Raw genomic sequence first — 25,891 nt, forward strand, 5'->3', positions numbered from 1 at the left:
CGGAACGTACGGGTCCGGTCGGCCGGAGACCGCCGGACCCGAACGACTTGGGCCGACCCCGGGCGTCGGATGAAGAATGGCTGGTTGTGGGCGTCCGCTCCTGGTGCGCGCGCCGCGCGGGCGCCTACGGTTGGGGGCCCGAGGGGCAGGGTGCGGCGGTCGCCGGAAGCCGGCTCCCCGGAGCCCATTCCTCCATGGCCATCCAGGCATGGGGGGTGTACGCCCAGACCCCTTTCCTCAGAGGGGGTCATGAGAGGAGTACCCATGTCGCTCGACGTCTCACCGGCCCTTCTCGAAAAGGCCGAGCGAGGCGAGGTCGACGAGCAGGAGTTCGTCGACTGCGTCCGGACGTCCCTCCCGTACGCCTGGGAGATGATCAGCTCGCTGGTGGTGCAGCTCAAGGTCGACGGGGGGGAGTTCGCCGACAACCAGGTCCCGCCGCCGAGCGAGAAGGAGCGGGGCCAGCTGCTGCGCGCACTGGCGAGCGATGCGATACGCGGCGCGCTTCAGCGCCACTTCGGGGTGCGGCTGGCCTTCCAGAACTGTCACCGGGTCGCGGTGTTCCCGGTGGACCCGGCGGTGGACGAGGGCTACCGCACCTTCACCTCGGTCCGTTCCCAACTGCTCAACCAGTCTCCGGAGCTGCGGGACTGCTGAGTCCGCCGCGGCCAGCGGCGGCCCAGCGGTGACACCGGTGCCCACCGGGCTGTGAACGACCAGTGACGATCAACGGCGGTCCGCATCACCAGGCGTGCTCCCGAAACCGACACCCCACCAGTCCGCACCGGATCAGGCCAGTTCCGGGAGTACGTCACCGCCCAGCCGGGTCACGTTCTCCATTGTCGCGTCGAAGTCGCCGGACCCCTCGGCCAGCAGCGCGAAGCGCGTGATGCCGGTGGCCGCCGCGGTCGCCGCGAGCCGGTCGGCGCACAGCCGTGGCGGCCCCACCGGGTGCAGCGAGCACAGGAAATCGGTGTAGTCGAGCGGATCGCGCATCGTCCGTGGCTTGCCGTCGTACGTGCGGTGCGCCGACAGCCCCTGCCGGAACCAGCCGGGCATCGCCCTGCGCAGGATCTCGGCCGCGTCGAGCCGGGTGTCGGCGATCTGGACCACGCCCGCCGACACATGGTCCGCGGCGGCCACCGCGTCGGGGGAGTGCCCGGCGGCCAGCGCGGTGCGCCGCCACAGCCCGACCATGCCCGCCTTTTCCTCGTCGCCGCAGTGCATGCCCAGCAGCATCGGCAGCCCGCGCTCGGCGGCCAGCCGGACGGAGTCCGGCGACGTGCAGGCGACCACCACCGGCGGCGGACCGCCGCCGAGCTCGTCGGGACGCGGTACCACCGCCACCGGCGGGAAGGCGTACCGCGGGCCGTCCGCGCCGACCGCCGGTTCGCGCAGCCAGCGCAGCAGCAGGTCGAGCGACTCGGGGAAGCCGCTCTCGAAGGCGGCGAGACCGGTGCCGAAGACCTTCAGATCCAGCCAGGGTCCGCCGCGCCCCACGCCCAGCGTGAACCGGCCGCCGGACACCAGGTGCAGCAGCGTGGCCTGCTCGCCGAGCGCCACCGGGTGCGCGGTTGACAGCACGCTCACCGCGGTGCCCACCCCGATCCTGGACGTGCGGCCCAGCAGTACACCCGCGAGGGTGACCGCCGACGGGCAGACGCCGTACGGCACGAAGTGGTGTTCGGCCAGCCACACCGCGTCCAGGCCGGCGCTCTCCACCACCTCCGCCGTGCGTATCGACCGGCGCAGCGCCTCGGCCGCGCTCTGCCCCGGGAACTGGGCCGCGAGAACGAATGTCCCCACCCGCATCGCTCACTCCCTCCTGCTCTCTCCTGCTCCGATTCCGCTGATCCGCCGACGGCTCTGGTCCGTCTAACGCCTGGCACGTGCCTAAGGCACGCCCGTCGGCTGCCGTTCTGATGACTTTCTGATGTCGTACCGGATATCTGTCGGTGTCGTGCTGTTCAGCCGGCGGGGCGTGGGCCCGTACCCTGGACGGCGAGTCCGTGCCGCCCAGAAGAGCGCGAGGTGCGCCCATGTCACCGCGTCGAAACCACCCCCAGGGCGCCGGCCGCTCCGACGCCGGCCGGGGCGGCCCGGACGACTCGGAGCGCGAGTCGGGCTTCGGCTACGGCGGCACCGAGGAGTGGCAGGGCGAGGAGTGGATCGTCCGGCCGATCGCCGGCAGCGCCTCGGCCAAGCACTACCGCTGCCCCGGCTGCGACCAGGAGATCCCACCGGGCGTCGGCCATGTGGTGGCCTGGCGCGAGTACGGGGGAGTGGACGACCGGCGGCACTGGCACCGTGCCTGCTGGAACGCGAAGGACCGCCGCACCAGCAAGGTGCGGCGGTCCCGCAACGCGCCCCGGTACTGAGCCGGTGCGGAACCGCCGCCGCGCCGGTGCCCAGCCCGTGTCCGGCCGGCTGGTCGCCCGCTGATCCCCTGCCGGCCGACTGCCGGCCGCCCGCTGATCCCGTAGGGAGCGATGTCCCGGGCCGGGGGCGCCCGCTCAGACGTCCCGTACGTTGACCGTCACGAACGCCGCGCCCAGTGTCGCCGCCGTGACGCAGGCCAGCACGATCAGCTGGAGCAGGCCGGTCTGGTCGTCGCTGCCGATCATCGGGATGCGGTAGAGGGAGGCCAGGGAGTTGGGCGAGGAGAACCTGATCAGGTTCTCGCGCAGCGAGTCCAGGCTGTCCGGCAGGAAGATCGCCACCAGCAGCGGCAGCAGCACCACGCCCAGCATGGTGGTGACCGCGCCGGCCGAGTGCCGCAGCAGGGTACCGACGGCGAGCGCGAGCAGGCCGAGCAGCGCCACGTACAGGCCGACGCCGACCGTCGCGCCGAGCCACTCGGAGCCGCTGGCGGTGGTCACCCCGTCCCTGATCACCACGCCCGGCTGCGTGCTGTCGCCGTCGTAGGACAGCACATCCTTGCCGGACGTCACGCTCCAGCTCACCACCGCGGTGACCAGGCAGGCGACGGTCGTGGTGACGAAGGACACGGCGAAGAAGACGATCGCCTTGGCCGCCAGCACCCGGGAGCGCTGCGGGCACGAGGTGAAGGTGGTGCGGATCATGCCGGTGCCGTATTCGGAGCTGATCACCAGTACGCCGAGGGTGATGACCGCGAGCTGGCCCAGCAGCAGACCGAACAGGCCCGGCGCCAGGACCGGCACCGAGGTGTCGCTGCTGTTCGCGATCGGCACGACGATCAGCAGGTTGATGCCGATCACCAGGACCAACATCACGCCCAGCGTCCACATCGTGGAGCGCACCGACCAAATCTTGGTCCACTCCGAGCGCAGCGCGTGCGAGAGCCGGGTCCGCTCGACCGGGAGCTGCGAGGCGAACTGCCGAGCCTGCGGGTACGGGTACGTCTGCGGGCTCGTCATCGGATGTCCTGGTGGTCGGTGTCGGCGGAGTCCTGGGCGGGCGCGGGCGGTGCCACCGGGACCGTGGGCGCCGTGGGCGCCGTGGGCGCTGTGGGCGCGGCCGGTGCAGCGGGCGCGGCGAGTTCGGCCGGTGCGGGTGCGGGCAGTGCGGCCGGTGCCGGTACGGGTATCGGCCCGGTCGGCGCCACCGGTACGCGCGGCGGTCCGTACCCCTGCGGCGCCCCGTACCGCGGTTGCGGCGCCCCCGGCGCCCCCGGCTGCGGCGGTCGGCCCCAGGCCCCGGCCTCCTGCCGCGGTGCCTGCCGGAGGCCCTGGCGGGGGTCCTGCGTGGAGCGGTAGTCCACCGCGCCGCCGGTCAGCCGCATGTACGCCTCCTCCAACGACGCCTGGTGCGGGGAGAGCTCCCACAGCCGGACGTCCCGCTCGTGCGCGATGTCGCTGATCGTCGGCAGCGCGAGCCCGTCGACCCGCAACGCCCCGTCCTGCTGCGGCTGTACGGTGCCGCCCGCCGCGGTCAGCGCCTTGCTCAGCGTCTCCACCTGCTCGCCCCCGTCCGGGGTGCGCACCAGCGCGTATCCCGTCGAGTGCCGGGCGATGAAGTCCTTGACGCTCATGTCGGCGAGCAGCTGCCCCCGCCCGATCACGATCAGGTGGTCGGCGGTGAGCGCCATCTCGCTCATCAGGTGGCTGGAGACGAAGACCGTGCGGCCCTCGGCGGCCAGCCCCCGCATCAGGTTGCGCACCCAGTGGATGCCCTCGGGGTCCAGGCCGTTGACCGGCTCGTCGAAGAGCAGCACCTCGGGGTCGCCGAGCAGCGCGCCCGCGATGCCGAGCCGCTGCCCCATGCCCAGCGAGAACCCCTTGGAACGGTGGCCCGCCACCCCCTGCAGGCCCACGACCCCCAGCACCTCGTCCACCCGGCGGGCCGGGATGCCGGACAGCTGCGCCAGGCTCAGCAGGTGGTGCCGGGCGCTGCGCCCGCCGTGCACCGCCTTGGCGTCGAGCAGCGCCCCCACCCGGCGCGGCGCGTTGGGCAGCTTCCGGTACGGCAGCCCGCCGATCGTCACCTCCCCGGACGTCGGGGCGTCCAGACCCAGGATCATCCGCATCGTGGTGGACTTCCCCGACCCGTTGGGACCGAGGAAGCCGGTGACGGTGCCGGGCCGCACCTGGAACGACAGGTCGAACACGGCGGTCTTCGTGCCGTACTGCTTGGTCAGGCCCACTGCCTGGATCATGCTCCGCCCCTCGTGTGCCACGGGAGCGCGTGCCCCCGTGGAGGAGGAAGCGTAGCGGGCGGGGTTCGGTTCCCCCCGCCCGCCGACAGGACCGCTGATGGGGCCTTCGACGGCCCGGTGCGGGCCGCCGGCCGCCGGCCCGGTACGGGGCCCTCACGCGTCGCGGCCGCCGATCAGGCGTCCCGCTTCTTCAGCACCGCGTAGCCGCCGAGCAGCGCCGCGACCACCCACACCGCCATGATGAGGATGCCGCCCCAGGGACCGTACGAGGTGTGTTCGCCGTCGGACGGGACGACCTGCATGATCTTCTGTCCGGCCTGGTCGGGGAAGTAGCGGGCCACCGTCTTCACCTTGGGCACCGCCGACAGGATCGGCGAGACCAGGAAGAAGAACGGCATCAGCACGCCCAGGCCCAGCATCGGGCTGCGCAGGACGGCCGCCGCGCCCACGCAGAACAGCACGATCAGCGTCATGTAGAGCCCGGCGCCGAACACCGCGCGCAGCACGCCGGGGTCGGAGATCTCCGCCCGGTGCGAGCCGAGCAGCGCCTGGCCGAGGAAGAACGTGATGAAACTGGTGGCCTCCCCGACCACCAGCGCCAGCACGCCGGCCACCGTGACCTTCGACAGGTAGAACTCGCCGCGCTGCGGCACCGCGGCCAGCGAGGTGCGGATCATGCCGGTGCTGTACTCGCTGGAGATCACCAGCACACCGAACACGATCAGTGCCAACTGCCCCAGCGTCATGCCGAAGAAGCTGGTGTTGGTCGGGTCGAAGGTCAGCCTGTCGGACTCGGACAGGCTGTCGAAGGTGTTGTTGAACACCAGGCAGATCACCGCGCCGAGCGCGACGGTGACCAGGAAGGCCAGGGCCAGCGTCCACACGGTGGACCGGACCGACCGGATCTTCGTCCACTCCGACTGGAGGACGGCCGAGGGCGCTGCCATCTCAACGCCTCTTTCCGGAACCGGGGTTGCGCCAGCCGGCGCCCCACTGCGGCGCCGCGGGCGCCTGCGGCTGACCGGGCTGGCCGGGCTGACCCGGTTGACCGGGCCCGCCGGCCTGCGCCGGCGGCTGCCCCGCCGGGACCGCCCCCACCCCCGACGGCCCCGACCCCAACGACCCTCCGGCGTGGTACTCAACCGACTCCGCGGTCAACTGCATAAACGCTTCCTCCAACGAAGCCCGCTGTGGGCTGAGTTCGTGCAGCACCAGCTGGTGCTGGGCGGCCAGCTCACCGAGCTCGGCCGCGTCGCCGTCCTGGATCTCCAGCGAACCGTCGCCGGTCTCGACCACCGGGTGCCCGGCCCCGTGCATCACGTCCTTGAACCGCTCCACCTGCGGCGTGCGGATCCGTACGTAGGAACGGGAGTTCTGCGCGATGAAGTCCGCCATCGAGGTGTCCGCCATCAGCCGGCCGCGGCCGATCACGATGAGGTGGTCGGCGGTGAGAGCCATCTCGCTCATCAGGTGGCTGGAGACGAAGACCGTACGGCCCTGCTCGGCCAGCCCCTTCATCAGGTTGCGGATCCAGTGGATGCCCTCGGGGTCCAGGCCGTTGACCGGTTCGTCGAACATCAGGATCTCGGGGTCGCCCAGCAGCGCCGCCGCGATGCCGAGCCGCTGCCCCATGCCCAGCGAGAACCCCTTGGAGCGCTTCCCGGCCACCGCCGTCAGGCCCACCGTCTCCAGCACCTCGTCCACCCGGCGCCGCGGAACGCGGTTGGACTGGGCGAGGCACAGCAGGTGGTTGTACGCGGTGCGCCCGCCGTGGATCGCCTTCGCGTCCAGCAGCGCGCCGATGTACTTCAGCGGCTCGCTGAGCTGCGCGTAGTGCTTGCCGTCGATGCGCACGTCGCCGCTGGACGGGGTGTCCAGGCCGAGCAGCATACGCATCGTCGTGGACTTGCCCGCGCCGTTGGGCCCGAGGAAGCCGGTCACCACGCCGGGGCGCACGGTGAAGGTCAGATGGTCGACTGCGGTCTTGTCCCCGTACCGCTTGGTGAGCCCCTGCAACTCAATCATGGGGCGAGGCTAGCAAGACACGGCGGAACCCCCGATCCCGACAGTGGAAGGCGGGGCGGGGGTTCCGGGAACTGCGGGCCAACAGCCGGTGCCGACGGGCGTCGCGGCCCGCCTCAGCACCTGCCGGACCCGTAGCGGGGCGGCCTCGTCCGACGCGTCAGCGGGACTGCTGCGCCGGAACGCCGCGGGAGATCGGCTCGTCGTCGACGGGAGAGCTGGCCGCCGCCACCGCGGCACCGGTCAGCGTCGCCAGCATCTCGCGGACGTTGGTCAGCTGCGCGTTGATGCTGTCGCGGCGGTTGGTGAGCGCCGCCAGCTCGCGCTCGGACTCGCTGCGGATCCGGTCGGCCTTGGCGTTGGCGTCGGCCACGATGTCCTCGGACTGGCGCTGCGCGGTCTCCACGGTCTGCCGGGCGCGGCGCTCGGCGTCGGTACGCAGCTTCTCGGCCTCCAGACGGAGCTGCTCGGCGCGGTGCTCGATCTCCGCCAGGCGCTTCTCCGCCTTGGCCTGACGCGACGCCAGGTCGCGCTCGGACTGCTCGCGGCGCTTGGCCAGGTTGGTCTCGAAGTCCGCGGCGGCCTGGGCGGCCTTGGCGCGGGTCTCCTCGAAGAGCGCGTCGGCCTCCTCCCGCTTGGCCTGCGCGTCCTTCTGCGCGTCCGCGCGCAGCTGGGTGGCGTCGCCCTTCGCCTTGTCGACGATCCGGGCGCCCTCGTCCTCGGCCTTCGCCTTGCGGTCGTTGGCGAACGCCTCCGCGTCGTTGCGCACCTGCGAGGCGGCCGACTCGGCCAGCTCACGGTGCTGCTCGGCGGCGCGGCGGGCCTCCTCGCGCAGATCCTTCGCCTCCTCCTCGGCGAGGCGGAGGATCTTCTCCACACGCGCGCCGAGGCCCGCGTACGACGGCTCCGAGTCGTTCACCTGAGCCTGGGCGTTCTGGGTTTCGAGGTGCAGCTCCTCGATGCGCTTCTCCAGCGCGGTGATGCGGGTGAGGGCGCTGTCACGGTCGGCGACGAGCTTGGTGATGCGGTCGTCCACCTGTCCGCGGTCGTATCCGCGCCGCACGAGCTCGAAGCCGAAGGGGGAGGAAGTGTCGCTCATGGGGTTCCTGTCGATTCAGACCGGTGAGGTGATAGAGGGAATCCTAGGGGCCCAGGCGGCGTGTCACCGAGCCATTGCGCATCAGGTATGAAAAAGGTCCGCTCAATCGAGTGGAGCATCATCGATGCGCTTGCCGCTCGTTCGGGTGGTTCCGGCGCCGGCACCTGCGGCAACGGTGCTCTTGGGAACCTCGCTGCCCGATGCGTCGAACGACTCCAACGCCTCCAGCACGTCCTGGACACGGGAGATCTCCGCGTTGATGTCCTGTCTGCGGCGCACCAGGATCTCCAGTTCTCTTCTGCCTTCGCCGACCATGCGTTCGGCCTCGGCACGGGCCTCCCTCTTGACCCGTTCCGCCTCGCGCTCGGCTTCGGCCTTCTTCTGGTCGGCCTCCTTGAGCAGGCTCTCGACCTTCTTGACGGCGGCGATCCGTACCTTGCTCGCCTCCGACGTGGCCGTGGACTTGATCTCGGCGGCCTTCGCCTCCGCCTCGGCGAGCTGCTCGGTGGCGGCCGCGACCAGTTTGTCCACCCGCTCGCCCACCGACTTCATCGCCTCCGCGGCCTCCTTGCGGGCCCGCTCGTGCAACTCGTCGACCTCGGCCTCGACCCGGGTCCGCAGCTCTTCGGTGCGTTCCCTTATGGCGGTCTGGTCCTGGCGGGCTTCGCGCAGCATCGTATCGGCGTCGGTCCTGGCCCGCTCGACCAGCCCGTTGGCCTCCAGGGTGGCCTCGTTGACCAGCCGGTCGGCCTCGGCGCGGGCCGCGCCCACCATCGAGTCCGACCGCTCCTCGGCGACGGCGGCGGTCTTGCGCGCCTCGGCCTGCGCCTTGCCGATCAGCTCGTCGGCCTGCTCGGCGGCCTCGCTGCGGCGCTTGTTGGCCGCCTCCCGGGCCTGGTCCAGGATGCGCTGCGACTCGTTGCGGGCGTGCTCCGCGTCGCGTTCCGCGGTGTCCAGCGCCTCCCTGGCCAGGATACCGAGCCGCTCGGCCTCCTCGCGGGCCTTGCCGATCAGCTGATCGGCCTGCCCGGCGGCGTCGGTACGCATCCGGTTGGCGTCGTCGCGCGCCTCGGCGCGCAGCCGGTCGGACTCCTCGATCGCCTCGTTGACCTGATGGTCCGCCAGCGCGCGGGCCGCCTCGGCCTCTTCCCTGCTCTCCCGGCGGACCCGCGCCGCGTCCTCGGCGGCCCGGTCCCGCTCGGAGTTGGCGTCGGCGTGCATCCGGTCCGCCTCGCCCTGCGCGTCGGCGCGCAGCTGCTGCGCCGCGTGCTCGGCGGCCGACCGCAGCCCGGCGATCTCCTGCTCGGCCTCCTGGCGCAGGTGCGCGACGGAGTCCCGTACCTGGTGGGCGGTCTGCTCGGCGGCACTGACCAGCTCGGCGGCGCGCTGCTCGGCCTCGGCGACCAGCCGGTCCGCCTCGGCGGCGGCCTCCTCGACCCGGCGGCGGGCGGCGGCCAGCAGCTCCTCGCTCTCCCGGCCGGCCCGCGCCCGCTCCTGCTCGGCGTCGGCGCGGGCCGCGCCCAGCAGCTCCTCGGCCTCCCGGCGGCGCCGGTTCGCCTCCTCCTGGGCGGCGACCAGCGCCTCGTCGGCCTCCAGCCCGATCCGCTCGGCGGCGGTGGCGGCGTCGGCGCGCACCCGGTCCGCGGTCTCCTGCGCCTCGGTCCGCAGCCGCTCGGCGTCCGCGGTGGCCTCCGCCTGGAGCCGTACCGCGATGTTCTCGCCCTCGGCGCGGGTCTGCGCCGCGTCGGCGGCGGCTTCGTCCCGCAGCCGCACCGCCTCGGTCTCGGCCTGTTCCCGCAGGGCGCGGACCCGCTCCGCGGTCTCCGTCCGCAGCCGCTCGGCCTCCTGCTCGGCCTCGCCGCGGACCCGGTCCGCCTCGGCGTTGGCCTCCCGCAGGCCCTGCTCGGCCGAGGCGACCCGCGCCTCGGCCTCCTCGCGCAGCCGGACCAGATCGGACTCGGCCTCGGCGCGCATGCGGGCCACCGAGGCGTCCGCCTCGGCCCGCTGCTCCTGGGCGGCCCGATCGGCCTCGTCCCGTACCGCGGCGGCCTGCCGCTCCGCCTCGGTCCGCAGCTCCTCGGCCTCGGCGCGGGCGGCCCGCAGCGCCTCCTCGGCCTTGCCGTTCAGCGCGGAGGCGCGCTCCACGGACTCGGTACGCATCCGGTCCGCCTCGGCGGCGGCGCTCTGCCGTACCTCCTCGCCGTCCGCCTTGGCCTTGGCCAGCAGCTCCTCGGCCCTGCTGGCGGCCTCCTCGATCTGCTGCACCGCCTCACGGCGGGCCTCGCCGCGGATCCGCTCGCCCTCGGCGACCGCGTCGGCCCGCAGCTGCTCGGCCTCCCCGCGCAGCCGCCGGGCCTCCTCCTGGAGCTCTACGGTCCTGGCCCGGTACTCCTCGGTGTCGTCCTTGGCGGCGCCCCGCAGCTCCTGGGCGGACGCCTCGGCCTCGGCCCGCAGCCGCTGGCCCTCCGCCTCGGCCTCGCCGCGGATCCGCTCGGCCTCGTCGGCGGCGGACTTCGTGGTGGAGCGGGCGTCCTCGGACGCCTTGGTAAGGATCTCCTCGGCGGACCTGGCGGCTTGCGCGAGCTGCGCCGCCGCGTCCTCCGAGGCCGCCGCGCGGGCCGCCTCGGTGGCCTCCACCGTGATCCGCTCGGCCCGGGCACGGGCGTCCGCGACGGTCTGCTCGGCCTCCGCCTTGGCCGCCTCGACCTCCCGGGTGGCCTCGTTGACCATCCGGGCGATCTCGGCCCTGGCGGTACGGGTCCGCTGCTCGTTCTCCGACTCGGCGGCCGCCAGCCGCTTGGCGGCGCCCGCGGCGGCCTCCTCGCGCAGCCGCTCGGCCTCCGCGCGGGACGTCCGCAGTGCCTCGTCCGCCTCCCGCAGCCGCTCCTCGGCCAGCCGGGACAGCTCGATCGCCCGGGTCCTGGCCTCGTCGGACTCGCTGCGGGTGGTGGTGCGCAGCTGCTCGGCCTCGGCGGTGGCCTCCTGGGCCTGCGCGGACGCGGCGGTCAGCAGCCGCTCGGCGTCCGTACGGGCCCGGCGCAGCAGCTGCTCGGCCTCGGTGCGGGCCGCCTCGGCGTCCGCGGCCAGCCGCTGGCCGGTCTGCTCGGCGATCCGGTTCGCCTCGGCGTGCGCGGCGGCCAGCGCGGCCTCGGACTCGGCGCGGGTCTCGTCCAGCAGCCGACGGGCCTGCGACTCGCTGCGGGCCCGCAGCTGCTCGGCCCAGGCCACGTTCTCGTTGACGTGCGTCTCGACGGTGGCCCGGCGCTCGGCCAGCTCCTCGTCGAGCTGACGGCGGCGGGCGATGGCCTCGGCGTGCCACTCGGCCTCGAAACGGGCCTGGTGCTCGGCCTGCTCCTGGAGCAGCCGCTGGGTCTGGGCACGGGCGTCGCGCAGCTCGCGCTCGGCGTCGGCGCGCAGCTGGTCGGCCTGGATCTGGGCGTTGCGGAGCAGCTGGTCGGCCTGGTGGCCGAGGTTGTCGTACGCAGGGCGGGACGCGAGATTGCGTCGCGCCTCGTGCAGCTTGGCGCGCAGCACCTCGACCTGGTATCCGAGGTCGTCGGCGTGGTCGACGGCCTTGCCCCGCTCGGTCCGCAGCCGTTCCATCTCTGCTTCGAGCAGGGAGAGGTGGTCGTCAGCCCGGTAGCTGTCGTTGCCCCGCACTCCGCGGTCCCATCGGTCTCCTGGCGTCCTCACCCGCCAACCGGGTGAGATTCTCGGTACTTCCGCCGGTCACTCTACCGGGCAGCGCGGGGGTTGGGTCAGTGGTCCAGACGGCTGCGGTCCTTCTGCGAGGTGACGATCTCGGTCAGCACCCCGTGGCAGTCCTTGGGGTGCAGGAAGGTGATCCGCGACTCCATCGAACCGCGCCGCGGGGCGTCGTACAGCACTCGTACGCCCTTGTCCCTGATGGCCTCGGAATCGGTGTCGACGTCGGCGGTGCCGAACGCGACGTGGTGCACGCCCTCGCCGTTCTTGGCCAGCCACCTGCCGACCGCGGAGTCCTCCCGGGTGGGCTCCAGCAGCTGGAGATAGGAGGCGCCGCCGTCGGAGGTCCCGTTGATCCTGAGCATCGCCTCGCGCACCCCCTGCTCCTCGTTGACCTCGCTGTGGCACACCTCGAAGCCGTACGTGGCACGGTAGAACTCTACGGTCGTGTCGAGGTCGAAGCAGGCGATCCCGATGTGGTCGATGCGCGTCAGCATGCGCCCAGTGCACCGCACGCCCTCATGGTCACGCAACCTCATGGTCACGCAACGTGCGGGCCGTCACATGGTCCGCCCGGTGACCGCGGGACTACCGCTCAGTACATTGAGGTAACCATCGTTAACCCGACTCTTCAGTCGAAGGGGCCGCACCATGAGCAGCCAGGCACGTACCTCCGTGATCGTCGCAGGTGCCCGAACTCCGATGGGCCGGCTGCTGGGCAGTCTGCGTTCCTTCTCCGGGGCCGAGCTCGGCGGGTTCGCGATCAAGGCCGCGCTGGAGCGGGCGGGCGTGCGCGGCGACCAGGTGCAGTACGTGATCATGGGCCAGGTGCTGCAGGCCGGCGCCGGCCAGATCCCGGCCCGCCAGGCGGCGGTCAGGGCCGGCATCCCGATGAGTGTGCCGGCACTGACCGTGAACAAGGTGTGCCTGTCCGGACTGGACGCCATCGCGCTCGCCGACCAGCTGATCCGGGCCGGCGAGTTCGACGTGGTGGTGGCCGGCGGCCAGGAGTCGATGACCAACGCCCCGCACCTGCTGCCCAAGTCCCGCGAGGGCTACAAGTACGGCGCGATCGAGATGCTCGACGCGATGGCGCACGACGGCCTGACCGACGCCTTCGACAACGTCGCGATGGGGGAGTCCACCGAACTCCACAACACCCGGCTCGGCATCGAGCGCGCCCCGCAGGACGAGTTCGGCGCGCTGTCGCACCAGCGGGCCGCCGCCGCGCAGAAGAACGGGCTGTTCGACGCGGAGATCACCCCGGTGGAGATCCCGCAGCGCAAGGGCGAGCCGGTGGTCTTCAGCCAGGACGAGGGCATCCGGCCGGAGACGACCGCGCAGTCGCTGGCCAGGCTGCGGCCGGCGTTCACCAAGGACGGCACCATCACCGCGGGCACCTCCTCGCAGATCTCCGACGGCGCCGCGGCGGTGGTCGTGATGAGCAGGGACAAGGCGGAGCGGCTGGGCCTGGAGTGGCTCGCCGAGATCGGCGCCCACGGCAACGTGGCCGGACCGGACAACTCGCTCCAGTCCCAGCCGTCCAACGCGATCAACCACGCGCTGGGCAAGGCCGGACTGACGGTCGGCGACCTGGACCTGATCGAGATCAACGAGGCGTTCGCGGCGGTCGCCGTACAGTCCATGAAGGATCTCGGGGTGACACCTGAAAGGGTGAACGTGCACGGCGGTGCCATCGCGCTCGGGCACCCGATCGGCATGTCCGGCGCACGGCTGGTGCTGCACCTCGCGCTGGAGCTGAAGCGGCGGGGCGGCGGGACCGGGGCGGCGGCACTGTGCGGGGGCGGCGGGCAGGGCGACGCGCTGATCGTCCGGGTGCCCTGAGCGCTTTGCTGCCGGTGCCGGTGCCGGTGCCGGTGCCGGTGCGGGGCCCGGGGCCCGGGTTTCGCTCAGGATCTCTCTCAGGTCCGGTACGTCGACAGTGAACGGGAGTACGCATGGTGGATGTGGCCACCCTGGTCGAGCAGGCGCGGGAGGGCCGGCCGCGCGCCGTGGCCCGGCTGATCTCGCTGGTGGAGGGCGCGTCCCCGCGACTGCGTGAGGTCATGGCGGTGCTGGCCCCGCTCGCGGGCGGCGCGTACGTGGTGGGCCTGACCGGCCCGCCCGGTGTCGGCAAGTCCACCTCCACCTCGGCACTGGTCAGCGCGTACCGCAAGGCGGGCAAGCGGGTCGGGGTGCTGGCCGTCGACCCCTCCTCCCCGTTCTCCGGCGGGGCGCTGCTGGGCGACCGGGTCCGGATGTCCGAGCACGCCTCCGACCCCGGCGTCTACATCCGTTCCATGGCCACCCGCGGCCACCTCGGCGGCTTGGCCTGGGCCGCCCCCCAGGCCATCCGCGTGCTGGACGCGGCCGGCTGCGAGGTGATCCTGGTGGAGACGGTCGGTGTCGGCCAGTCGGAGGTCGAGATCGCCGCCCAGGCCGACACCTGTGTCGTACTGCTCGCACCCGGCATGGGCGACGGCATCCAGGCCGCCAAGGCAGGCATCCTTGAGATCGGCGACGTCTACGTCGTCAACAAGGCCGACCGCGACGGCGCCGACGCCACCGCCCGCGAGCTCCACCACATGCTCGGCCTCGGCGAGTCCCGCGGCCCCGCCGACTGGCGCCCGCCCATCGTCAAAACCGTCGCCGCCCGCGCCGAAGGCATCGACGAGGTCCTCGAAGCCCTGGAGAAGCACCGCGCGTGGATGGACGAGCGAGGCGTACTCGACGAGCGGCGCCGCAACCGGGCCGCCCGGGAGATCGAGACCATCGCGATCACCGCGCTGCGTGCGCGCCTGGCCGATCTGCGCGGGGACACCCGCCTGGCCGACCTGGCCGCCCGCGTCACCGAGGGGACGCTCGACCCGTACGCGGCGGCGGACGGTCTGATCGCGGGGCTCACCGGGGCGTAGCGGTCCGACAGCGGTCCCGGCGGGGTTCCGGGGCCGGGGCGAGGGCGGGGGAGCCGGGGCGGCGGGCCGCATGGGCCCAGTGGGCCCGGCGGTTCAGTGGGCGCGTTCGGCGCGCAGGTGGGTCGCCACGGGCAGGAGGGCCCGGTGGTACGCGGCCAGGTCCTCGGGGGTGATGAGGTCGATGAAGTGGGCGCGGACGGAGGCGACGTGCCGAGGGGCCACCTCGCGCATGGTGGACCAGCCCTGCTCGGTGAGGACCGCGAAGAGGCCGCGGCGGTCGGACTCGCAGTTCTCCCGGCGGACCAGGCCGGCCGCCTCCATCCGGGTGATCTGGTGCGAGAGTCGGCTCTTGGACTGGAGGGTCGACTTCGCCAGGTCGCTCATCCGGAGCCGGTGGTCCTCCGCCTCCGAGAGATTGACCAGGATCTCGTAGTCGTTGTTGGTCAACCCGAAGGGCTGAAGATCGCGCTCCAGCTGATACATGAGCAACCGGCTGACGTCGAGGTGAATGCGCCAGGCCTGCTGTTCGTCCGCACTGAGCCAGCTGATGGTGGCGCTGTCCGGGGTTTCGGTCTTCATATGAGGAATTCTACCGGCGGTTGAAACCCTGACAATCGCCAGGGTAGTCGGACGATCACGGCGGGTGCCCTCTTGCCCCCGGCAACACCCGCCGCGCGCTTGCGTCCCGCAGTCCCGCGCCCTAAAGCCCGGCGCCCGGCACTCCCGGTCCCGCCGAGAGCGGCACCCCGCCGGTCTCCCGCGCCGCCATCAACACCTCGGTCGACTGGAGCAGCACCTGCCCCGCCCCGGTGAACTCGAACTGGTGCTCCTCGCCGGACGCTCCGCCCAGGCCGGTGAGCTGCCGAATTCCACCGAGCACCCCGCGCAGATAGGCGTGGTCGTAGTGATGGCAGGGCGACGGGCAGTCCGCCCAGCCGACCAGCGCCTGCGGGTCCACCCGGATCGGCGGCTCCACGAAGTGCACCGCCCCATTCGACGCGGCCACGAACTTGCCGGTGCCGATCAGCGTCAGAAACCCGGGAATGATCGACTGCTTGAGGGCCAGCCCCGGCTGATAGGCGAGCAAATTGCCGGAACGGATGGTGAGATTGCCGTCGTCCAGATCGTAGGAGTTGATGTCGTACGACCGGTCGGCGAGCAGCATCTTGCCCCGGCCCTGGGCGACGACCCAGTCGGCGGCGTGCATCGGGGAGTGGAAACTGGTGGCGATCAGGCTGTCCAGCGCGCCGTGGCCGATGCCGTGGAAGTCGATCTGCCCGTAGTAGGCGATCATCTTCCCCTTCTGCAGGAACCACTGGCCGTTCAACTCGACACTGAACGCGTACGGGTTGACATTGTCGTCCGACGGCAGCGACCGGGGATCGTGGACGACCGGTCCACCACCGCTACCGCCGGGCGGTTGCAGCGGCGGCGTCGGCGGCGGAGGCGGGTACGGGCTCACAGCTTCTCCTCCGACGCCTGTACGTACACGGTGCCCTGCCCGGACAGCTCCAGCTGGAACCCCTCACCCGAGCCCCGCCCGACCATCTCGCGCCAGCCCAGCGCCGTGGTCAGCCTGTTGCGCACCTCTCCCCGGTGGGCGACGTACGCCTGCGGGTCCACGTGCACCGGCCGCTGCGGAGTGATCTGCAGCTCGACCACCCCGCCGTGGGCCATCACCGCCACCGATCCTTTGCCCTGCAACGTGGTGGTGAACAGGCCCTGGCCGCTGACCTGACCCCGTATCACACCCATCACCCCGCCCTGCGAACCCATGAACATCGTCCCCTGGCGCAGCGATCCGTCGAAGGCCAGCAGCCGGTCCGCCTCCACATACAGCGTCTCGCCCATCAGGTCGACGGTGTGGATGTGGTGGCCGCCGTGGCCGAACATCACCGAACCGTCGCCCTCGACCGTCATCAGCGGCGTCGCCTCGTTGGCCAGTCGGCGTCCGATCATCGCCATCGCCCCGCCCTGCCCTCCGGTGATGCTGGGGGTGAACGAGACCGTCCCCCGATAGGCCAGCATCGCGCCCCGCTGGCTGAACACCCGCTGCCCGGGGGTGATCGGCGCTTCCACCATCTTGGAGTTGATCCTGGTGAACGGCATCGTCTTAGAGCTGCCCCCCGATCGTGGTGCGTTCGCTCGGCTGTACGTACACCAGGCCCTCACCCTCGAAACGGATCTGGAAGCTCTCGCCGGACCCCTCTCCCACCAGGGTGCGCCAGCCGACCGACGACTGGAGCTGCTGGCGCAGCCGACCGGTGTGGGCGACGTACGCGCCCGGGTCGACGGTCAGCGGATACGCCGCAGACACCCGCAGCACGATCGCCGGCCCGTCGGACATGATCGCGGCCTGCCCGTCGCCCTCCACGGTGGTGGTGAACAGACCGTTGCCCTGAGATGCGCCGCGCAGCCCGGTGAAGGTGGTGCCGGTCCGCAGCGAGGGCTCGGTCGCCAGCAGATTGCTCGCCTCCACGTACAGCTTCTCGCCGCTCAGCCGTACGAGGTTGATCTCGGTGGCACGGTCGGCGAAGTAGCAGGTGCCGTGCCCCTTGACCTCCATTACCGCCATCGCCTCGCCGGTGATGCGCCGGGTGACGAGCCCGCGCAGACCCTCGCCACCGCCCGTCATCTTCTTGAACGTCATCTCGCCGTCGTAGGCGACCATCGCGCCGTTCTTCGCCTTGACGGCGTCACCGATGAGGTCGACGGCGAGCACCCGTGTGCCGTGCAGCCGGAAAATCGCCATGCCTCAGACGGTATCGGCATCGGCGGGCGAGCGGCGGCGAACCGGGAGCGGCTCTTTCGCCCGCTGCTCCGCTTCCGCCTCCGGAACCTGCCCCGCGGACACCTCGACCTCCAGCAGCGACGCCCCGCGCCGCTGCGCCTCGAACGCCGCGTGACCGCCGCGCAGCCCGAACAGCCGCTTGCCGAGCAGGATGTAGAGGACGGCGAGGACGTTCAGCGCCAGGGTGCCGATCTTGAACCAGCTGATCTTCTCGGTGAGCTCGTAGACCTCGATCGGCAGGAACGCGGCGGTGGCCACCACCGTCAGGTACTCGGCCCAGCGCTTGGCCCACCACAGACCGAAGCCTTCGATGATCTCGACCAGCGCATATATCAGCAGACCGCCGGCCGCCAGCTGGAGCGTGGACTTCTTGTAGTCGAACACCTTCTGGATGGAGTCGACGACCGGCGAGTGGTCCAGGTCGTAGTTGAAGTGGTCGGCAACCGGCTTGAAGACGGTCAGGTCGTCCTCGAAGAGCCGGTGCACCGCGTCCTGCGAGTTGCTGAACCTCCACACCGCCCAGGCCGCCAGTACGATCAGCAGCCCGCGCAACACCCGCTCGACGGCGAGGAAGCGCAGAATGAGCAGGTCGCGCAGTGCCTGCCCGCGCGGCACCAGCGGCGCTTGGTCGGCCGGCCCGCTGCCATGCGGCTCGCCGAGCACGAAGTCGCCGCAGCGCAGACAACGCCATACCGTGCCGACCGCGGTGGCCGCGTGCAGCTTGCCGCGCAGCGCGGCCTCGTCGGGCGCATAGGTGATGTGCCCCTTGCGGGCGCAATGGCGCCGGTCCCAGTCGATGCTCATCGTGTGTTCGGTCCCCGTCTGTGTCTGTCCGTGCTTGCTCTGCGTCTGCTGTCTGCCGTCTGTCTGCCGTCCGCCGTCTGCGAGGAGGGACGTTATCGGGTCGCCGGACGGTTGCCGACCCCCGAGGCGGTTCCACTCCGCCCGCCGGTGATAATGGAGTGGGCCTTGTGATCACGTTCACAAGATGTGGTCGCCGGGACCCGCTCGATGCCCCCCCGTTGGCCCCCGATCGTGAGGTTCCCGTGGAACTGAAGACCGCCGCCGCTCTGCGTCGGCTGCGCCTGATCTCCGCCCCTGAGGCGGTGTCGTTCCTGCTGCTGCTCGTCTGCTCGGTGCTGAAGCGCACCACGGACTTCAACGCTGTCCCTGTCATGGGCAGGGTGCACGCAGTGCTGTTCATCCTGTACGTCGTCCTGTGGGCCCTCGCTTGGCTCCGAGCCCGCTGGTCGTTCGGCCGCGCCTTCGTCTACGGTCTGCTGTCGGTACTGCCGACGGGCGGGTTCTTCGCCGAGCGGATGCTGGCCCGCGAGTGCGAGGCTGCGGTGCTCGCCGCTCGCGAGGCGGCGCGGCCGATGCCGACGCCGGTGCCGACGCCGGCGACGGACACGGACGCGGTGAGTGCCGCATGATCGTCGCCTTCTCGGTAAGCCCGCTCGGCCTCGGCGAAGACGTCGGCGAGTATGTCGCCGACGCGGTGCGCGTAGTTCGCGAGTCCGGCCTGCCCAACCGCACCGACGCGATGTTCACCTCCATCGAGGGCGAGTGGGACGAGGTGATGGATGTGGTCAAACGCGCCGTCGCCGCCGTCGAAGCCCGTGCCCCCCGGGTCTCCCTGGTCCTCAAGGCCGACATCCGCCCCGGCGTCACAGACGGCCTCACCTCCAAGGTGGAGACCGTCGAGCGCTATCTCGCCCCCTGATCCGGCCCTACCCGGTCTGACCGGCTCGGCTACAGCAGTCCGCCGGTCGCAATCGCTATTCCCAGCGGCGTCCGCTCGTACAACACCTGGTGTCCGTACCGCCGCGACGCCAGCAGACCCGCGTCCCGCAGCACCACCAGGTGGGCGGAGATCGAGGACATCGCGAGCGCGTGCCGGTGGGCCAGCGCGGTCGTGGTGGTCGGTGCGTCCAGGCCGGTGAGTATCGCCGCCCGATTAGCGCCCAGCAGCCGGATCAGCGCGATGGACGCCGTCGGGCCGGTCTCGGCCCACAGGCCCCCGATGCCGCGGGCCGGGTAGACCACGGTCGGCTGCCACGGCGGATCGAACGCGCTCCCCGCCTCCGGCCAGAAGAACACGCTGGGCACCAGCACCAGCCCCTGCCCGGCCGGCTCCGGCAGCTGCGGCGAGTGCCCGGTGGCGGTCAGCGCCCCGTCGAACCAACTCAGCTTGGGGTGCAGCCCGGTGAACAGCCGCTGCATACCGCCGTCCGCCAACCGCCGTGCGTGGTATGCCACGTCGGCCTCCAGTACAGCCCGCAGCCGCGGCCAGTGGGGCAGGAGCAGCGTCGACCACACCTGCTCGTACAACTCGGCCAACTGCTCGACCGCGCCGCCCGGATCCGCCAACATCCCCTTGCCGCGCCGCGTCCGGTCAGCCCCCGGTGTCTGGGCCAGTGCTGCCTCGATCTGCGCGCGGGCCGTCTCAGGGGGCGTGGAGCGTATCGCCGCCAACTCGTCCTCCAGCGTGGTCAGCGGCGCTTCCGACAGCGGGTGCAGGAAGTCCGGACCATAGCCGTTGTCCGGTGACAGCAGCCGCAACGGGGCGAGGTCCAGACCGGCCGCCGCGGCCCGCACCTGGCGCAACCACGGCAAGTGATATCCGTGTCGATCCGGCCGGGAGAGGGTACGGATCGCTCCTTGGGTTTCGCGCAACGGCGAGATGGCGAACCGGCAACGCAAAAGGTCCTCTGCCGCAAAACGCATACGAAACGACATCACGACCCCCAGGATTCGGCTATGCACGAAAGACTACGACGGGTGGGGCCACTGCCACCAGTGTGATGTCATGACAACGGACAGCGAGCACTCCCCTCGCGGTGGAAACTCCACTTCGGCGGGCGACTCAGAGGAGGCTCCCACCACCCCCGGGAGCACGGAAGACACACCCAGCAGGTACGGCGCAGTGTTCGCGGTCAGGGAATTCCGTCCCATCTTCGCCGCCCATGTCCTGTCCGTTCTCGGCAGCGTTTTCGCTGAAGTTTCACTCGCCGTCCTGGTCTTCCGCGAGACCGGCTCCGCCCTGCTGACCGCCCTGATCTTCGCGCTCGGCTTCCTGCCGTATGCGCTCAGCGGCATCCTGCTGTCCGGTATCGCCGACCGCCTCCCCACCCGCCGAGTGCTGGTCGCCTGCGATCTCATCTGCGCGGGCTGCGTCGCCGTCATGGCGGTCCCCGCCACCCCACTCGCGGTGCTCTTCGTACTGCGCACGTCGGTCTCCATGGTCACCCCTCTCTTCACCGGCGCCCGCGCCGCGAGCCTGGCGGACATCCTGCAGGGGGACCTGTTCGTGCTCGGGCGCTCGCTCGTCCGGATCGTCTCCCAGAGCTCGCAGATCATCGGATACGGCGTCGGCGGACTGGTACTGGTGTGGCTGTCGCCGCGCACCGCGCTGTGCGTGACCATCGGCACCTTCATCAGCTCCGCGCTGCTCCTCCGCTTCGGCACCCGCGTCCACCCGGCCCGTGTCAGCGGCGGCGGTGCGATGATGCGCGACTCGATCGCCTCGGCGGGACGGCTCTTCGGCAGCCCCCGCATCCGGGCGCTTCTGCTCATGTGGTGGCTCCCGCCGATGTTCTGCGTCGTCGCCGAGGGCGTCGCCGCCCCCTTCGCCGACGCGGCCGGCGCCGGCACCGCGGGTTTCGGGGTGCTGCTCGCGGCCATGCCCGCCGGAACCGTCATCGGCGAACTCACCGCCGGCACCCTGCTCGGCCCGTCCGGCCGGGAACGCGTCGCCATCCCCCTGGCCGCCGTTTCCATGGTCCCCTTCGTCTGCTTCGTGGTGCATCCGACGCTGCCCTTCGCCATCGCGCTGCTGCTCTGTACCGGGCTGTGCATGGCGTACTCCTTGGGTATCGACAAGTGGTTCGTACTGGACGTGCCCGAGGACATGCGCGGCCGGGCCATGTCCCTGCTCGCGGCGGGCATCATGACGCTCCAGGGCATCGGTATGACCGTCGGCGGTGCGATCGCCGAATGGGTCCCGCCCTACGGCGTCATCGCGGGCGCGGGCGCTCTCGGCACCCTCTCCCTCCTCCCGGTCCTCAAGTCGGTCCGCCACACCCGCCGTATCGGAGCGGTCCGCGCTGCCCGAGGCGTGGTCTGAGGCGGCCTCTGAAGCGATGCTCTGCTCAGAGCGGGTTGCTCGGCTGGGTTCCCTGCCGACAGCCGTGCGTTAGGCCGTGAGCGGTGATGAGGGTCCACGAGGCGTGAAATCCGGGGACTGCCACGGCCAGGAGCGGTTCTGACCGGTCTCTCACCGTCCTCCAACCGACTCCGGCCCTCCGAACACCAGCCGCTGTTCATCCCTGTTCGCGTGGGTGCTTGTGACGAGCTCGGCGAGCAGAGGGCAGAGCGTCGAGCGAAGACGGGGCGGGCCTCGACAGGAACCGCCCGCAGATTCCGCGAAGACTCCGGAGGCTTCGCGAGGTCCGCGCTACCGCTGATGTCGTCGGCGATGCACCGCCGGACCCTGCGCTGATCGGTGGTCAGGGCCATGGCCTCTTTCTCCTTGATATATATGGGCGAACGTTCGGACCGGGTTCCGGCGGGTTCGGAATGGGCCCGTTTACTTCTCTCACGTCTGCGTGACCCCGAAGGTGACAGAGATTTCTCCGAAACACTGCTGAGGCTTGTCCACCCGCAACTCCCTTGCTCGACCGTCGTGGCCGCGCAGGCGGGCACGGATCGAACGCGCCGTCGTGGCCGCCGGGAAGGAGACCGGCCTGGCTACGCGGCCGGGAATGGAACGACGCCAACCGGTCGGCCAAGTGCGCACCACCCGACCCGGATCAGGGCAATGACCGGATACCAGCGCTCAGTGATGTCGTAGGAATGCCAATGATCGGACTATGTCTCGCGGTCGTCCACGCCGGAATCCGTGTCCGGGTTATGACTCCGAGGAGCCTACGCGACGGCGTCCACGTCGGGCCCGGTCGGTGGCGCTCGGTTCACCCGCACGCCGCGGCGGGGCTCTGCCGGCGCCCGTGGCTCAAGTCGGACGAAAACCGAGTCGACTGAGCTGACCGGGGCGCTGGTGAAACATGGATCCGGGCCCATCGACCGAGTTCGCGCGCCGCGAGTTGCTCCGGCTCTTCGCCACCGGCCCGGCTGACGGTTACCCCGCCCCCGAACAGTCGGCCCGCTGTGAGCCGCGGCGCCGCCCTGCTACTGTGTCGCGCGGCGCCGGGCGTTCTTCTCTGTATTTAGCTGTATCCGTTTCAGCTTTGTCTTTCTCGCCTGCCCGGCCCCGGTGCGTTTTCCTCGGGCGGGCTTGCGCGCGGGCCGACTCGGGTCTGATTTCCCCGAAATCTCACGGGCATGGTTGTCGGCACTGCTCGTCCCGCGTTCTCCCCACTTTCGCCCCGGCGAAGCCGCCGCGCTCCAACCGTCACCCGAAAGGCTGATCCTGGGCGAACGGAGGTTGGAGCCGGCCGGGTTCGGGAACAGTCAGTTGTGTACGGCGTAGAGAATTCGTCGCGCCCGGCATCGCCGGGCGGCCGTCGCGCAGAACGTCAACCTCGGCCCGCAGGATGGAAAGCGTCGCGGGCGTGAGAGGGATGGCGCAGCTGTGCAAGGCCACAAGTCGAAGAGTGCCGTGCCCGGGATGGTATTTCGCTGACAGACGGCGCGCTGTTCGGCCGCGGCGAACTGCTCTCCGACAGCCTCGACGGCGACGTTGCTTGGCGCGGGGCGTCCTTGCGGGGGAACAATCCGCTCAGCCCGGCGACCCGACCTTCGCCCTCATCGCGGACGTTCCAGAAGAGAAGGACAGCTGCCGGGGTTGAGAACGCGGCCAGCCTCGGGCAGAGCGCGGCCGGTGTCGACCAGTGCCATGCCCGCGCATGCACGCCGGCCAGGGCGCGGATGAGTTCGACGCGGATGCCGTCGGGCGGTTCGACCGCGACGACCTCCGGCCCGCGCGTGAAGAGCCGACGCGTCGGCTTGCCCGCGCCGCCTCCGAGACCGAGGACCCGACCTGCCTCGGTGGGCATGTACCGGCTGATCGCCTCCGGCCGATACGACGGGCGGCCTCGCTCGTGGGCGGCTGCGGTCGCTCCGAAGGACTTGGCCTGTGCAGTGGATCGTCGCCGCTCGTACACATGGCCTCAACCGAGCCCGTCGGTGAGCTTTCGGGCAGTCGAAGACGGGTGCGCCGCTTCGGCGGCGAGTCCGAGCGGCGCGGAACCGGCGAGAAAGTTCAGGATGACCTGTCACCTTCCGTGACCGCGGGACGTGATCAGTACAGGAGGGGGAAGACAATGACCGCAAACCAGTCCACACTGCCCATCGGTCCGAACGACGTCCGGATCACAGACTTCGATCAGTTCTATGAGAAGACCGCCAAACGCATGGTGGCCGTTGTCTCTGCTGTGACCGGTGACCTCGGAGAGGCCGAGGACGCCGTGCAGGAGGCATATGCCCGTGCCTGGCAGCGCTGGGCGAAACTCATCGAGGAGGGCGACCCGACACCGTGGGTGCGCACGGTGGCGCTCCGACTGGCAGTGAGCACCTGGAGGAAGAAGCGCAATCGGATGTGGGCGCACTTCCGCCACGGGCCGCCGCCGGACGCCCCCGAACTCGCACCCGACCGGGTGGCGCTGGTCGACGCGTTGCGGTCGCTCGGAAGCGATCAGCGCACCGCCGTCGTCATACACCACCTGTTGGACCTGTCGGTCGACGAAATCGCCCGTGAGACCGGCGTGACGGCCGCCACGGTGAAAACCCGGCTCAGCCGTGGTCGCAAGGCTCTGGGGGCCCGGCTTCAGGACGAACCCGAGAGCCCTGGCAGCACACACAGCAACTTCACCCGCCCCACCCGGGGCCGTACCGAGAAGGTGTCTTTCCGTGGCTGATGACTTCGACGGCCTCGACCAGCTTGAGGACGTCTTCGCAATGGAGGAGATCGACAAGACCGACAACGGACTGCGACGACTCGTCCAGGACGCCGAGCTACTGGTCGTGCTGCCCGGCGCCGAGACCGCTCGTCGCCGCGGGGAGCAGCGAAGGGTGCGGCACCGAGCGGGAGCGGTCGCACTTGTGACCGCCGCCGCCGTCGGAGTCGGCTGGTGGCAGGTCCTGCCTTGGCCCGGGACGGACCCGGACCGCAGCGGTCCAGCCGCCGCCCTGTCCTCGGCTCCGCCCGTAGAGGAGGGTTACACGGTGATGTTGGAGGGCGAATTGCTGCCGGCCGAGGACCTGCCGATGTTCTCGAGGCGACAGTGGACGGTGGCTCCATCGGCCGGTGCCTCGGCGAAGATCTCCCAGGACTGCCCCGTCGGGGCGCCCACGACGGAGCCGCTGGCCCGTGCCGAACGCACATACACCGCAGTCGAGGGGGCTGTGGCGCGCTACTACCTGTACGCGTTCGCAGATGAGGATGCCGCCAAGCTGGCAACGGGTGCGATGGACGAGCAGCTCAAAGCGAAGTGCGGTGGACGGCGCCCGGTGGGCAAGGACGCGGGCAAGGGCAACGTCCCGTTCGGCGTGGACGGGGACTTCTACAACGAGATCCACGGGGCGGGCAGCCCCTCGGGCCCGGCGAGCGGCACATCGGCCTGGCTGGACCGGGACGGTTCCTACACGGCGCTGCTCTTTGTCAGTGCACCACCGGAGGTGCCGGCTCAGTACGGCGACTCGTCCAGTGCAGTCGGCCACCTCCAGAGCTGCATAGCCGCATCACTGCGTCGGCTGCACTCCTCGGCCTCGGCTCCGGTTGACGGACGGGCTCCGGTGGACTCGGACAGCCGGTGACGGGTGGCGCGCCGCCTCGGGTGACAGCACGGACGGTGGGGACTGCGGCGGGGGTGGGGCAGTGGCCGCGGATCACACGCCAGGGTCGACTCCACGCACGAGTCGGCCACCGGCTCCGTCGCCGGCAGTGGCCCCCGCGGATGCAGGCTGCCGGGCTCACTTCAGCCGAAGGCCCGGCAGGCCACTGGCAAGGGGCTGATCTCGCCTCCGCCGGATTGCTGACAAGGACGATTGCCGACAACGACAACGGAGGACGACACCCATGAACCGCAGGAAACAGCTCTATCGACTTCGGGCGCTGGTGGTGCCGGTTCTGCTCCTTGTCTCGGCGGTGGTTGTGATCGTGTCCGGCGTGCGCGGCGAGAGGGCCGGGCCGTTGGCGGTGGATGACGGCAAAAAGGGGTCGCTCCAGGCCGCGTTCGCCGGGGTGGGTGTGCGGACCGCCGTTGTGCCCGCCGCTGGGACGAGCGGTGCGGGTTCCAGGGCTTGGACGAAGGCAAGATTGGTCGGCGGCGCGTCCGTCAGTGGGACCGATCGGATCTCCTATGTCGATCCGTTGACGGGTGCCGCGGGGAGCAGGGAGGTCCACCGGACGGGAAAGTCGTTCAGGGCTTCGGGCGACAGGGCGGCCTGTGAGCACTGGGAGGGGGTGAGGAAGAAGATGGCCGAGCGAAGCTCCCCCGTACGGGTGACTGCGAGGTCGGGCTGTGGAATGCCGGGCTGACGGAGGTGCGGATGGTCGGCTGCGGTTGGACAGGGATGGGCGGTGCGGGCGCCGAGAGATCTTCGGCCGGGCGGCTCCGGGGCCGCGTGGGGCGATGAGTGCTACGGGCGGTTGGGACCGGGTCCTGGCAGGGGGGAAGGGGAGCAGTTGTGGCCTGTGGGGTGCGAGGGGAATGAGGCACGCGTCGCGGCTCTCGTCTGGCGAGACATCTGGGCTCGGTATGTGA

Annotated in this window: 24 protein-coding genes; 10 read left to right on the plus strand and 14 right to left on the minus strand. The window is 71.1% G+C overall.

The genetic code is table 11. The annotated features are described in order from the left end of the window. Positions 1–264: 264 nt before the first annotated feature. On the plus strand, positions 265–657 hold the full coding sequence (locus RLT57_RS23110) for an SCO5389 family protein (protein WP_311299194.1): 393 nt from the start codon (positions 265–267) through the stop codon (positions 655–657). A 132-nt stretch (positions 658–789) separates the two neighbouring features. Here RLT57_RS23110 and RLT57_RS23115 read toward each other — a convergent pair whose 3' ends face one another. Continuing rightward, positions 790–1,812: an LLM class flavin-dependent oxidoreductase gene (locus tag RLT57_RS23115; RefSeq protein ID WP_311299195.1), complete on the minus strand. Its 1,023-nt coding sequence runs from the start codon at positions 1,810–1,812 to the stop codon at positions 790–792. Between the two features lie 227 nt (positions 1,813–2,039). Here RLT57_RS23115 and RLT57_RS23120 point away from each other — a divergent pair, with 227 nt between their 5' ends. Beyond that, a complete protein-coding gene (locus tag RLT57_RS23120; RefSeq protein ID WP_311299196.1) occupies positions 2,040–2,378 on the plus strand; it encodes an ATP/GTP-binding protein in 339 nt (112 codons plus the stop codon). Between the two features lie 135 nt (positions 2,379–2,513). Here RLT57_RS23120 and RLT57_RS23125 read toward each other — a convergent pair whose 3' ends face one another. The 7 genes from RLT57_RS23125 to mce all read right to left on the minus strand — a co-directional run bounded on the left by RLT57_RS23125 (position 2,514) and on the right by mce (position 11,959). Next, positions 2,514–3,398, minus strand: a complete 885-nt coding sequence (locus tag RLT57_RS23125) for an ABC transporter permease subunit (RefSeq protein ID WP_311299197.1) — start codon at positions 3,396–3,398, stop codon at positions 2,514–2,516. After that, the gene (locus RLT57_RS23130; RefSeq protein WP_311299198.1) at positions 3,395–4,636 is read right to left on the minus strand and encodes an ABC transporter ATP-binding protein; all 1,242 of its coding nucleotides are present in this window, start codon (positions 4,634–4,636) and stop codon (positions 3,395–3,397) included. The genes RLT57_RS23125 and RLT57_RS23130 overlap by 4 nt, the downstream gene beginning before the upstream one ends. Before the next feature lie 173 nt (positions 4,637–4,809). Next, positions 4,810–5,583 carry an ABC transporter permease gene (locus tag RLT57_RS23135; RefSeq protein WP_311299199.1) on the minus strand — a complete coding sequence of 258 codons (774 nt, stop codon included), beginning with the start codon at positions 5,581–5,583 and terminating at the stop codon, positions 4,810–4,812. Position 5,584: 1 nt separating this feature from the next. After that, complete coding sequence (locus RLT57_RS23140; protein ID WP_311299200.1) at positions 5,585–6,661, minus strand: ABC transporter ATP-binding protein; 1,077 nt, start codon at positions 6,659–6,661, stop codon at positions 5,585–5,587. 157 nt (positions 6,662–6,818) lie between these two features. Beyond that, positions 6,819–7,757: a cellulose-binding protein gene (locus RLT57_RS23145; protein WP_311299201.1), complete on the minus strand. Its 939-nt coding sequence runs from the start codon at positions 7,755–7,757 to the stop codon at positions 6,819–6,821. A gap of 102 nt (positions 7,758–7,859) precedes the next feature. Continuing rightward, positions 7,860–11,417, minus strand: coding sequence for a polarized growth protein Scy (gene scy, locus RLT57_RS23150; RefSeq protein WP_311299202.1), 3,558 nt, complete (start codon positions 11,415–11,417; stop codon positions 7,860–7,862). A gap of 98 nt (positions 11,418–11,515) precedes the next feature. After that, a complete protein-coding gene (gene mce / locus RLT57_RS23155) occupies positions 11,516–11,959 on the minus strand; it encodes a methylmalonyl-CoA epimerase (RefSeq protein ID WP_311299203.1) in 444 nt (147 codons plus the stop codon). A 154-nt stretch (positions 11,960–12,113) separates the two neighbouring features. Between mce and RLT57_RS23160 the strand changes: the two genes are divergently transcribed. Together RLT57_RS23160 and meaB are read left to right on the plus strand one after the other, a co-directional pair. Continuing rightward, the gene (locus RLT57_RS23160) at positions 12,114–13,307 is read left to right on the plus strand and encodes an acetyl-CoA C-acetyltransferase (RefSeq protein WP_311299204.1); all 1,194 of its coding nucleotides are present in this window, start codon (positions 12,114–12,116) and stop codon (positions 13,305–13,307) included. Positions 13,308–13,420: 113 nt separating this feature from the next. Continuing rightward, positions 13,421–14,377 (plus strand): methylmalonyl Co-A mutase-associated GTPase MeaB, encoded by a 957-nt coding sequence (gene meaB, locus RLT57_RS23165; protein WP_311299205.1) that lies wholly within the window; start codon positions 13,421–13,423, stop codon positions 14,375–14,377. Between the two features lie 93 nt (positions 14,378–14,470). Here the strand turns inward: meaB and RLT57_RS23170 are convergent, their stop codons facing one another. The 5 genes from RLT57_RS23170 to RLT57_RS23190 form a co-directional block, all read right to left on the minus strand. Further along, complete coding sequence (locus RLT57_RS23170; protein ID WP_311299206.1) at positions 14,471–14,956, minus strand: MarR family winged helix-turn-helix transcriptional regulator; 486 nt, start codon at positions 14,954–14,956, stop codon at positions 14,471–14,473. A gap of 121 nt (positions 14,957–15,077) precedes the next feature. Further along, positions 15,078–15,803, minus strand: coding sequence for an AIM24 family protein (locus RLT57_RS23175; protein ID WP_311300818.1), 726 nt, complete (start codon positions 15,801–15,803; stop codon positions 15,078–15,080). Positions 15,804–15,835: 32 nt separating this feature from the next. Beyond that, the gene (locus RLT57_RS23180; RefSeq protein WP_311299207.1) at positions 15,836–16,486 is read right to left on the minus strand and encodes an AIM24 family protein; all 651 of its coding nucleotides are present in this window, start codon (positions 16,484–16,486) and stop codon (positions 15,836–15,838) included. Positions 16,487–16,490: 4 nt separating this feature from the next. Beyond that, complete coding sequence (locus RLT57_RS23185; RefSeq protein WP_311299208.1) at positions 16,491–17,129, minus strand: AIM24 family protein; 639 nt, start codon at positions 17,127–17,129, stop codon at positions 16,491–16,493. Between the two features lie 3 nt (positions 17,130–17,132). Then, a complete protein-coding gene (locus RLT57_RS23190) occupies positions 17,133–17,972 on the minus strand; it encodes a DUF2127 domain-containing protein (protein ID WP_311299209.1) in 840 nt (279 codons plus the stop codon). Between the two features lie 242 nt (positions 17,973–18,214). Between RLT57_RS23190 and RLT57_RS23195 the strand changes: the two genes are divergently transcribed. Both RLT57_RS23195 and RLT57_RS23200 read left to right on the plus strand, forming a co-directional pair. Continuing rightward, complete coding sequence (locus tag RLT57_RS23195) at positions 18,215–18,601, plus strand: DUF3817 domain-containing protein (protein WP_311299210.1); 387 nt, start codon at positions 18,215–18,217, stop codon at positions 18,599–18,601. Next, positions 18,598–18,891, plus strand: coding sequence for an MTH1187 family thiamine-binding protein (locus RLT57_RS23200; protein ID WP_311299211.1), 294 nt, complete (start codon positions 18,598–18,600; stop codon positions 18,889–18,891). The genes RLT57_RS23195 and RLT57_RS23200 overlap by 4 nt, the downstream gene beginning before the upstream one ends. 29 nt (positions 18,892–18,920) lie before the next feature. Here RLT57_RS23200 and RLT57_RS23205 read toward each other — a convergent pair whose 3' ends face one another. Next, positions 18,921–19,784 carry an ArsR/SmtB family transcription factor gene (locus RLT57_RS23205; protein WP_311299212.1) on the minus strand — a complete coding sequence of 288 codons (864 nt, stop codon included), beginning with the start codon at positions 19,782–19,784 and terminating at the stop codon, positions 18,921–18,923. A gap of 310 nt (positions 19,785–20,094) precedes the next feature. On the opposite strand from RLT57_RS23205, the gene RLT57_RS23210 reads away from it, so the two are divergent. From RLT57_RS23210 to RLT57_RS23225, 4 genes are all read left to right on the plus strand, one after another. Continuing rightward, positions 20,095–21,294 (plus strand): MFS transporter, encoded by a 1,200-nt coding sequence (locus RLT57_RS23210; RefSeq protein WP_311299213.1) that lies wholly within the window; start codon positions 20,095–20,097, stop codon positions 21,292–21,294. A gap of 1,738 nt (positions 21,295–23,032) precedes the next feature. Further along, positions 23,033–24,043, plus strand: coding sequence for a SigE family RNA polymerase sigma factor (locus RLT57_RS23215; RefSeq protein WP_311299214.1), 1,011 nt, complete (start codon positions 23,033–23,035; stop codon positions 24,041–24,043). Continuing rightward, the gene (locus tag RLT57_RS23220; protein WP_311299215.1) at positions 24,036–24,941 is read left to right on the plus strand and encodes a hypothetical protein; all 906 of its coding nucleotides are present in this window, start codon (positions 24,036–24,038) and stop codon (positions 24,939–24,941) included. The genes RLT57_RS23215 and RLT57_RS23220 overlap by 8 nt, the downstream gene beginning before the upstream one ends. A 262-nt stretch (positions 24,942–25,203) precedes the next feature. Beyond that, complete coding sequence (locus tag RLT57_RS23225; RefSeq protein ID WP_311299216.1) at positions 25,204–25,665, plus strand: hypothetical protein; 462 nt, start codon at positions 25,204–25,206, stop codon at positions 25,663–25,665. Positions 25,666–25,891 lie beyond the last annotated feature (226 nt).

The organism is Streptomyces sp. ITFR-21 (genome assembly GCF_031844685.1).
Classification (GTDB): Bacteria; Actinomycetota; Actinomycetes; order Streptomycetales; family Streptomycetaceae; genus Actinacidiphila.

Coding starts and splice junctions, on each gene's coding strand:
- RLT57_RS23125 (WP_311299197.1), bottom strand. CDS start 3,398: ATGACGAGCCCGCAGACGTACCCGTACCCGCAGGCTCGGCAGTTCGCC.
- RLT57_RS23140 (WP_311299200.1), bottom strand. CDS start 6,661: ATGATTGAGTTGCAGGGGCTCACCAAGCGGTACGGGGACAAGACCGCA.
- RLT57_RS23185 (WP_311299208.1), bottom strand. CDS start 17,129: ATGGCGATTTTCCGGCTGCACGGCACACGGGTGCTCGCCGTCGACCTC.
- RLT57_RS23135 (WP_311299199.1), bottom strand. CDS start 5,583: ATGGCAGCGCCCTCGGCCGTCCTCCAGTCGGAGTGGACGAAGATCCGG.
- RLT57_RS23190 (WP_311299209.1), bottom strand. CDS start 17,972: ATGAGCATCGACTGGGACCGGCGCCATTGCGCCCGCAAGGGGCACATC.
- RLT57_RS23130 (WP_311299198.1), bottom strand. CDS start 4,636: ATGATCCAGGCAGTGGGCCTGACCAAGCAGTACGGCACGAAGACCGCC.
- RLT57_RS23145 (WP_311299201.1), bottom strand. CDS start 7,757: ATGAGCGACACTTCCTCCCCCTTCGGCTTCGAGCTCGTGCGGCGCGGA.
- mce (WP_311299203.1), bottom strand. CDS start 11,959: ATGCTGACGCGCATCGACCACATCGGGATCGCCTGCTTCGACCTCGAC.
- meaB (WP_311299205.1), top strand. CDS start 13,421: ATGGTGGATGTGGCCACCCTGGTCGAGCAGGCGCGGGAGGGCCGGCCG.
- RLT57_RS23225 (WP_311299216.1), top strand. CDS start 25,204: ATGAACCGCAGGAAACAGCTCTATCGACTTCGGGCGCTGGTGGTGCCG.
- RLT57_RS23200 (WP_311299211.1), top strand. CDS start 18,598: ATGATCGTCGCCTTCTCGGTAAGCCCGCTCGGCCTCGGCGAAGACGTC.
- RLT57_RS23160 (WP_311299204.1), top strand. CDS start 12,114: ATGAGCAGCCAGGCACGTACCTCCGTGATCGTCGCAGGTGCCCGAACT.
- RLT57_RS23115 (WP_311299195.1), bottom strand. CDS start 1,812: ATGCGGGTGGGGACATTCGTTCTCGCGGCCCAGTTCCCGGGGCAGAGC.
- RLT57_RS23180 (WP_311299207.1), bottom strand. CDS start 16,486: ATGCCGTTCACCAGGATCAACTCCAAGATGGTGGAAGCGCCGATCACC.
- RLT57_RS23110 (WP_311299194.1), top strand. CDS start 265: ATGTCGCTCGACGTCTCACCGGCCCTTCTCGAAAAGGCCGAGCGAGGC.
- RLT57_RS23120 (WP_311299196.1), top strand. CDS start 2,040: ATGTCACCGCGTCGAAACCACCCCCAGGGCGCCGGCCGCTCCGACGCC.
- RLT57_RS23215 (WP_311299214.1), top strand. CDS start 23,033: ATGCACGCCGGCCAGGGCGCGGATGAGTTCGACGCGGATGCCGTCGGG.
- RLT57_RS23170 (WP_311299206.1), bottom strand. CDS start 14,956: ATGAAGACCGAAACCCCGGACAGCGCCACCATCAGCTGGCTCAGTGCG.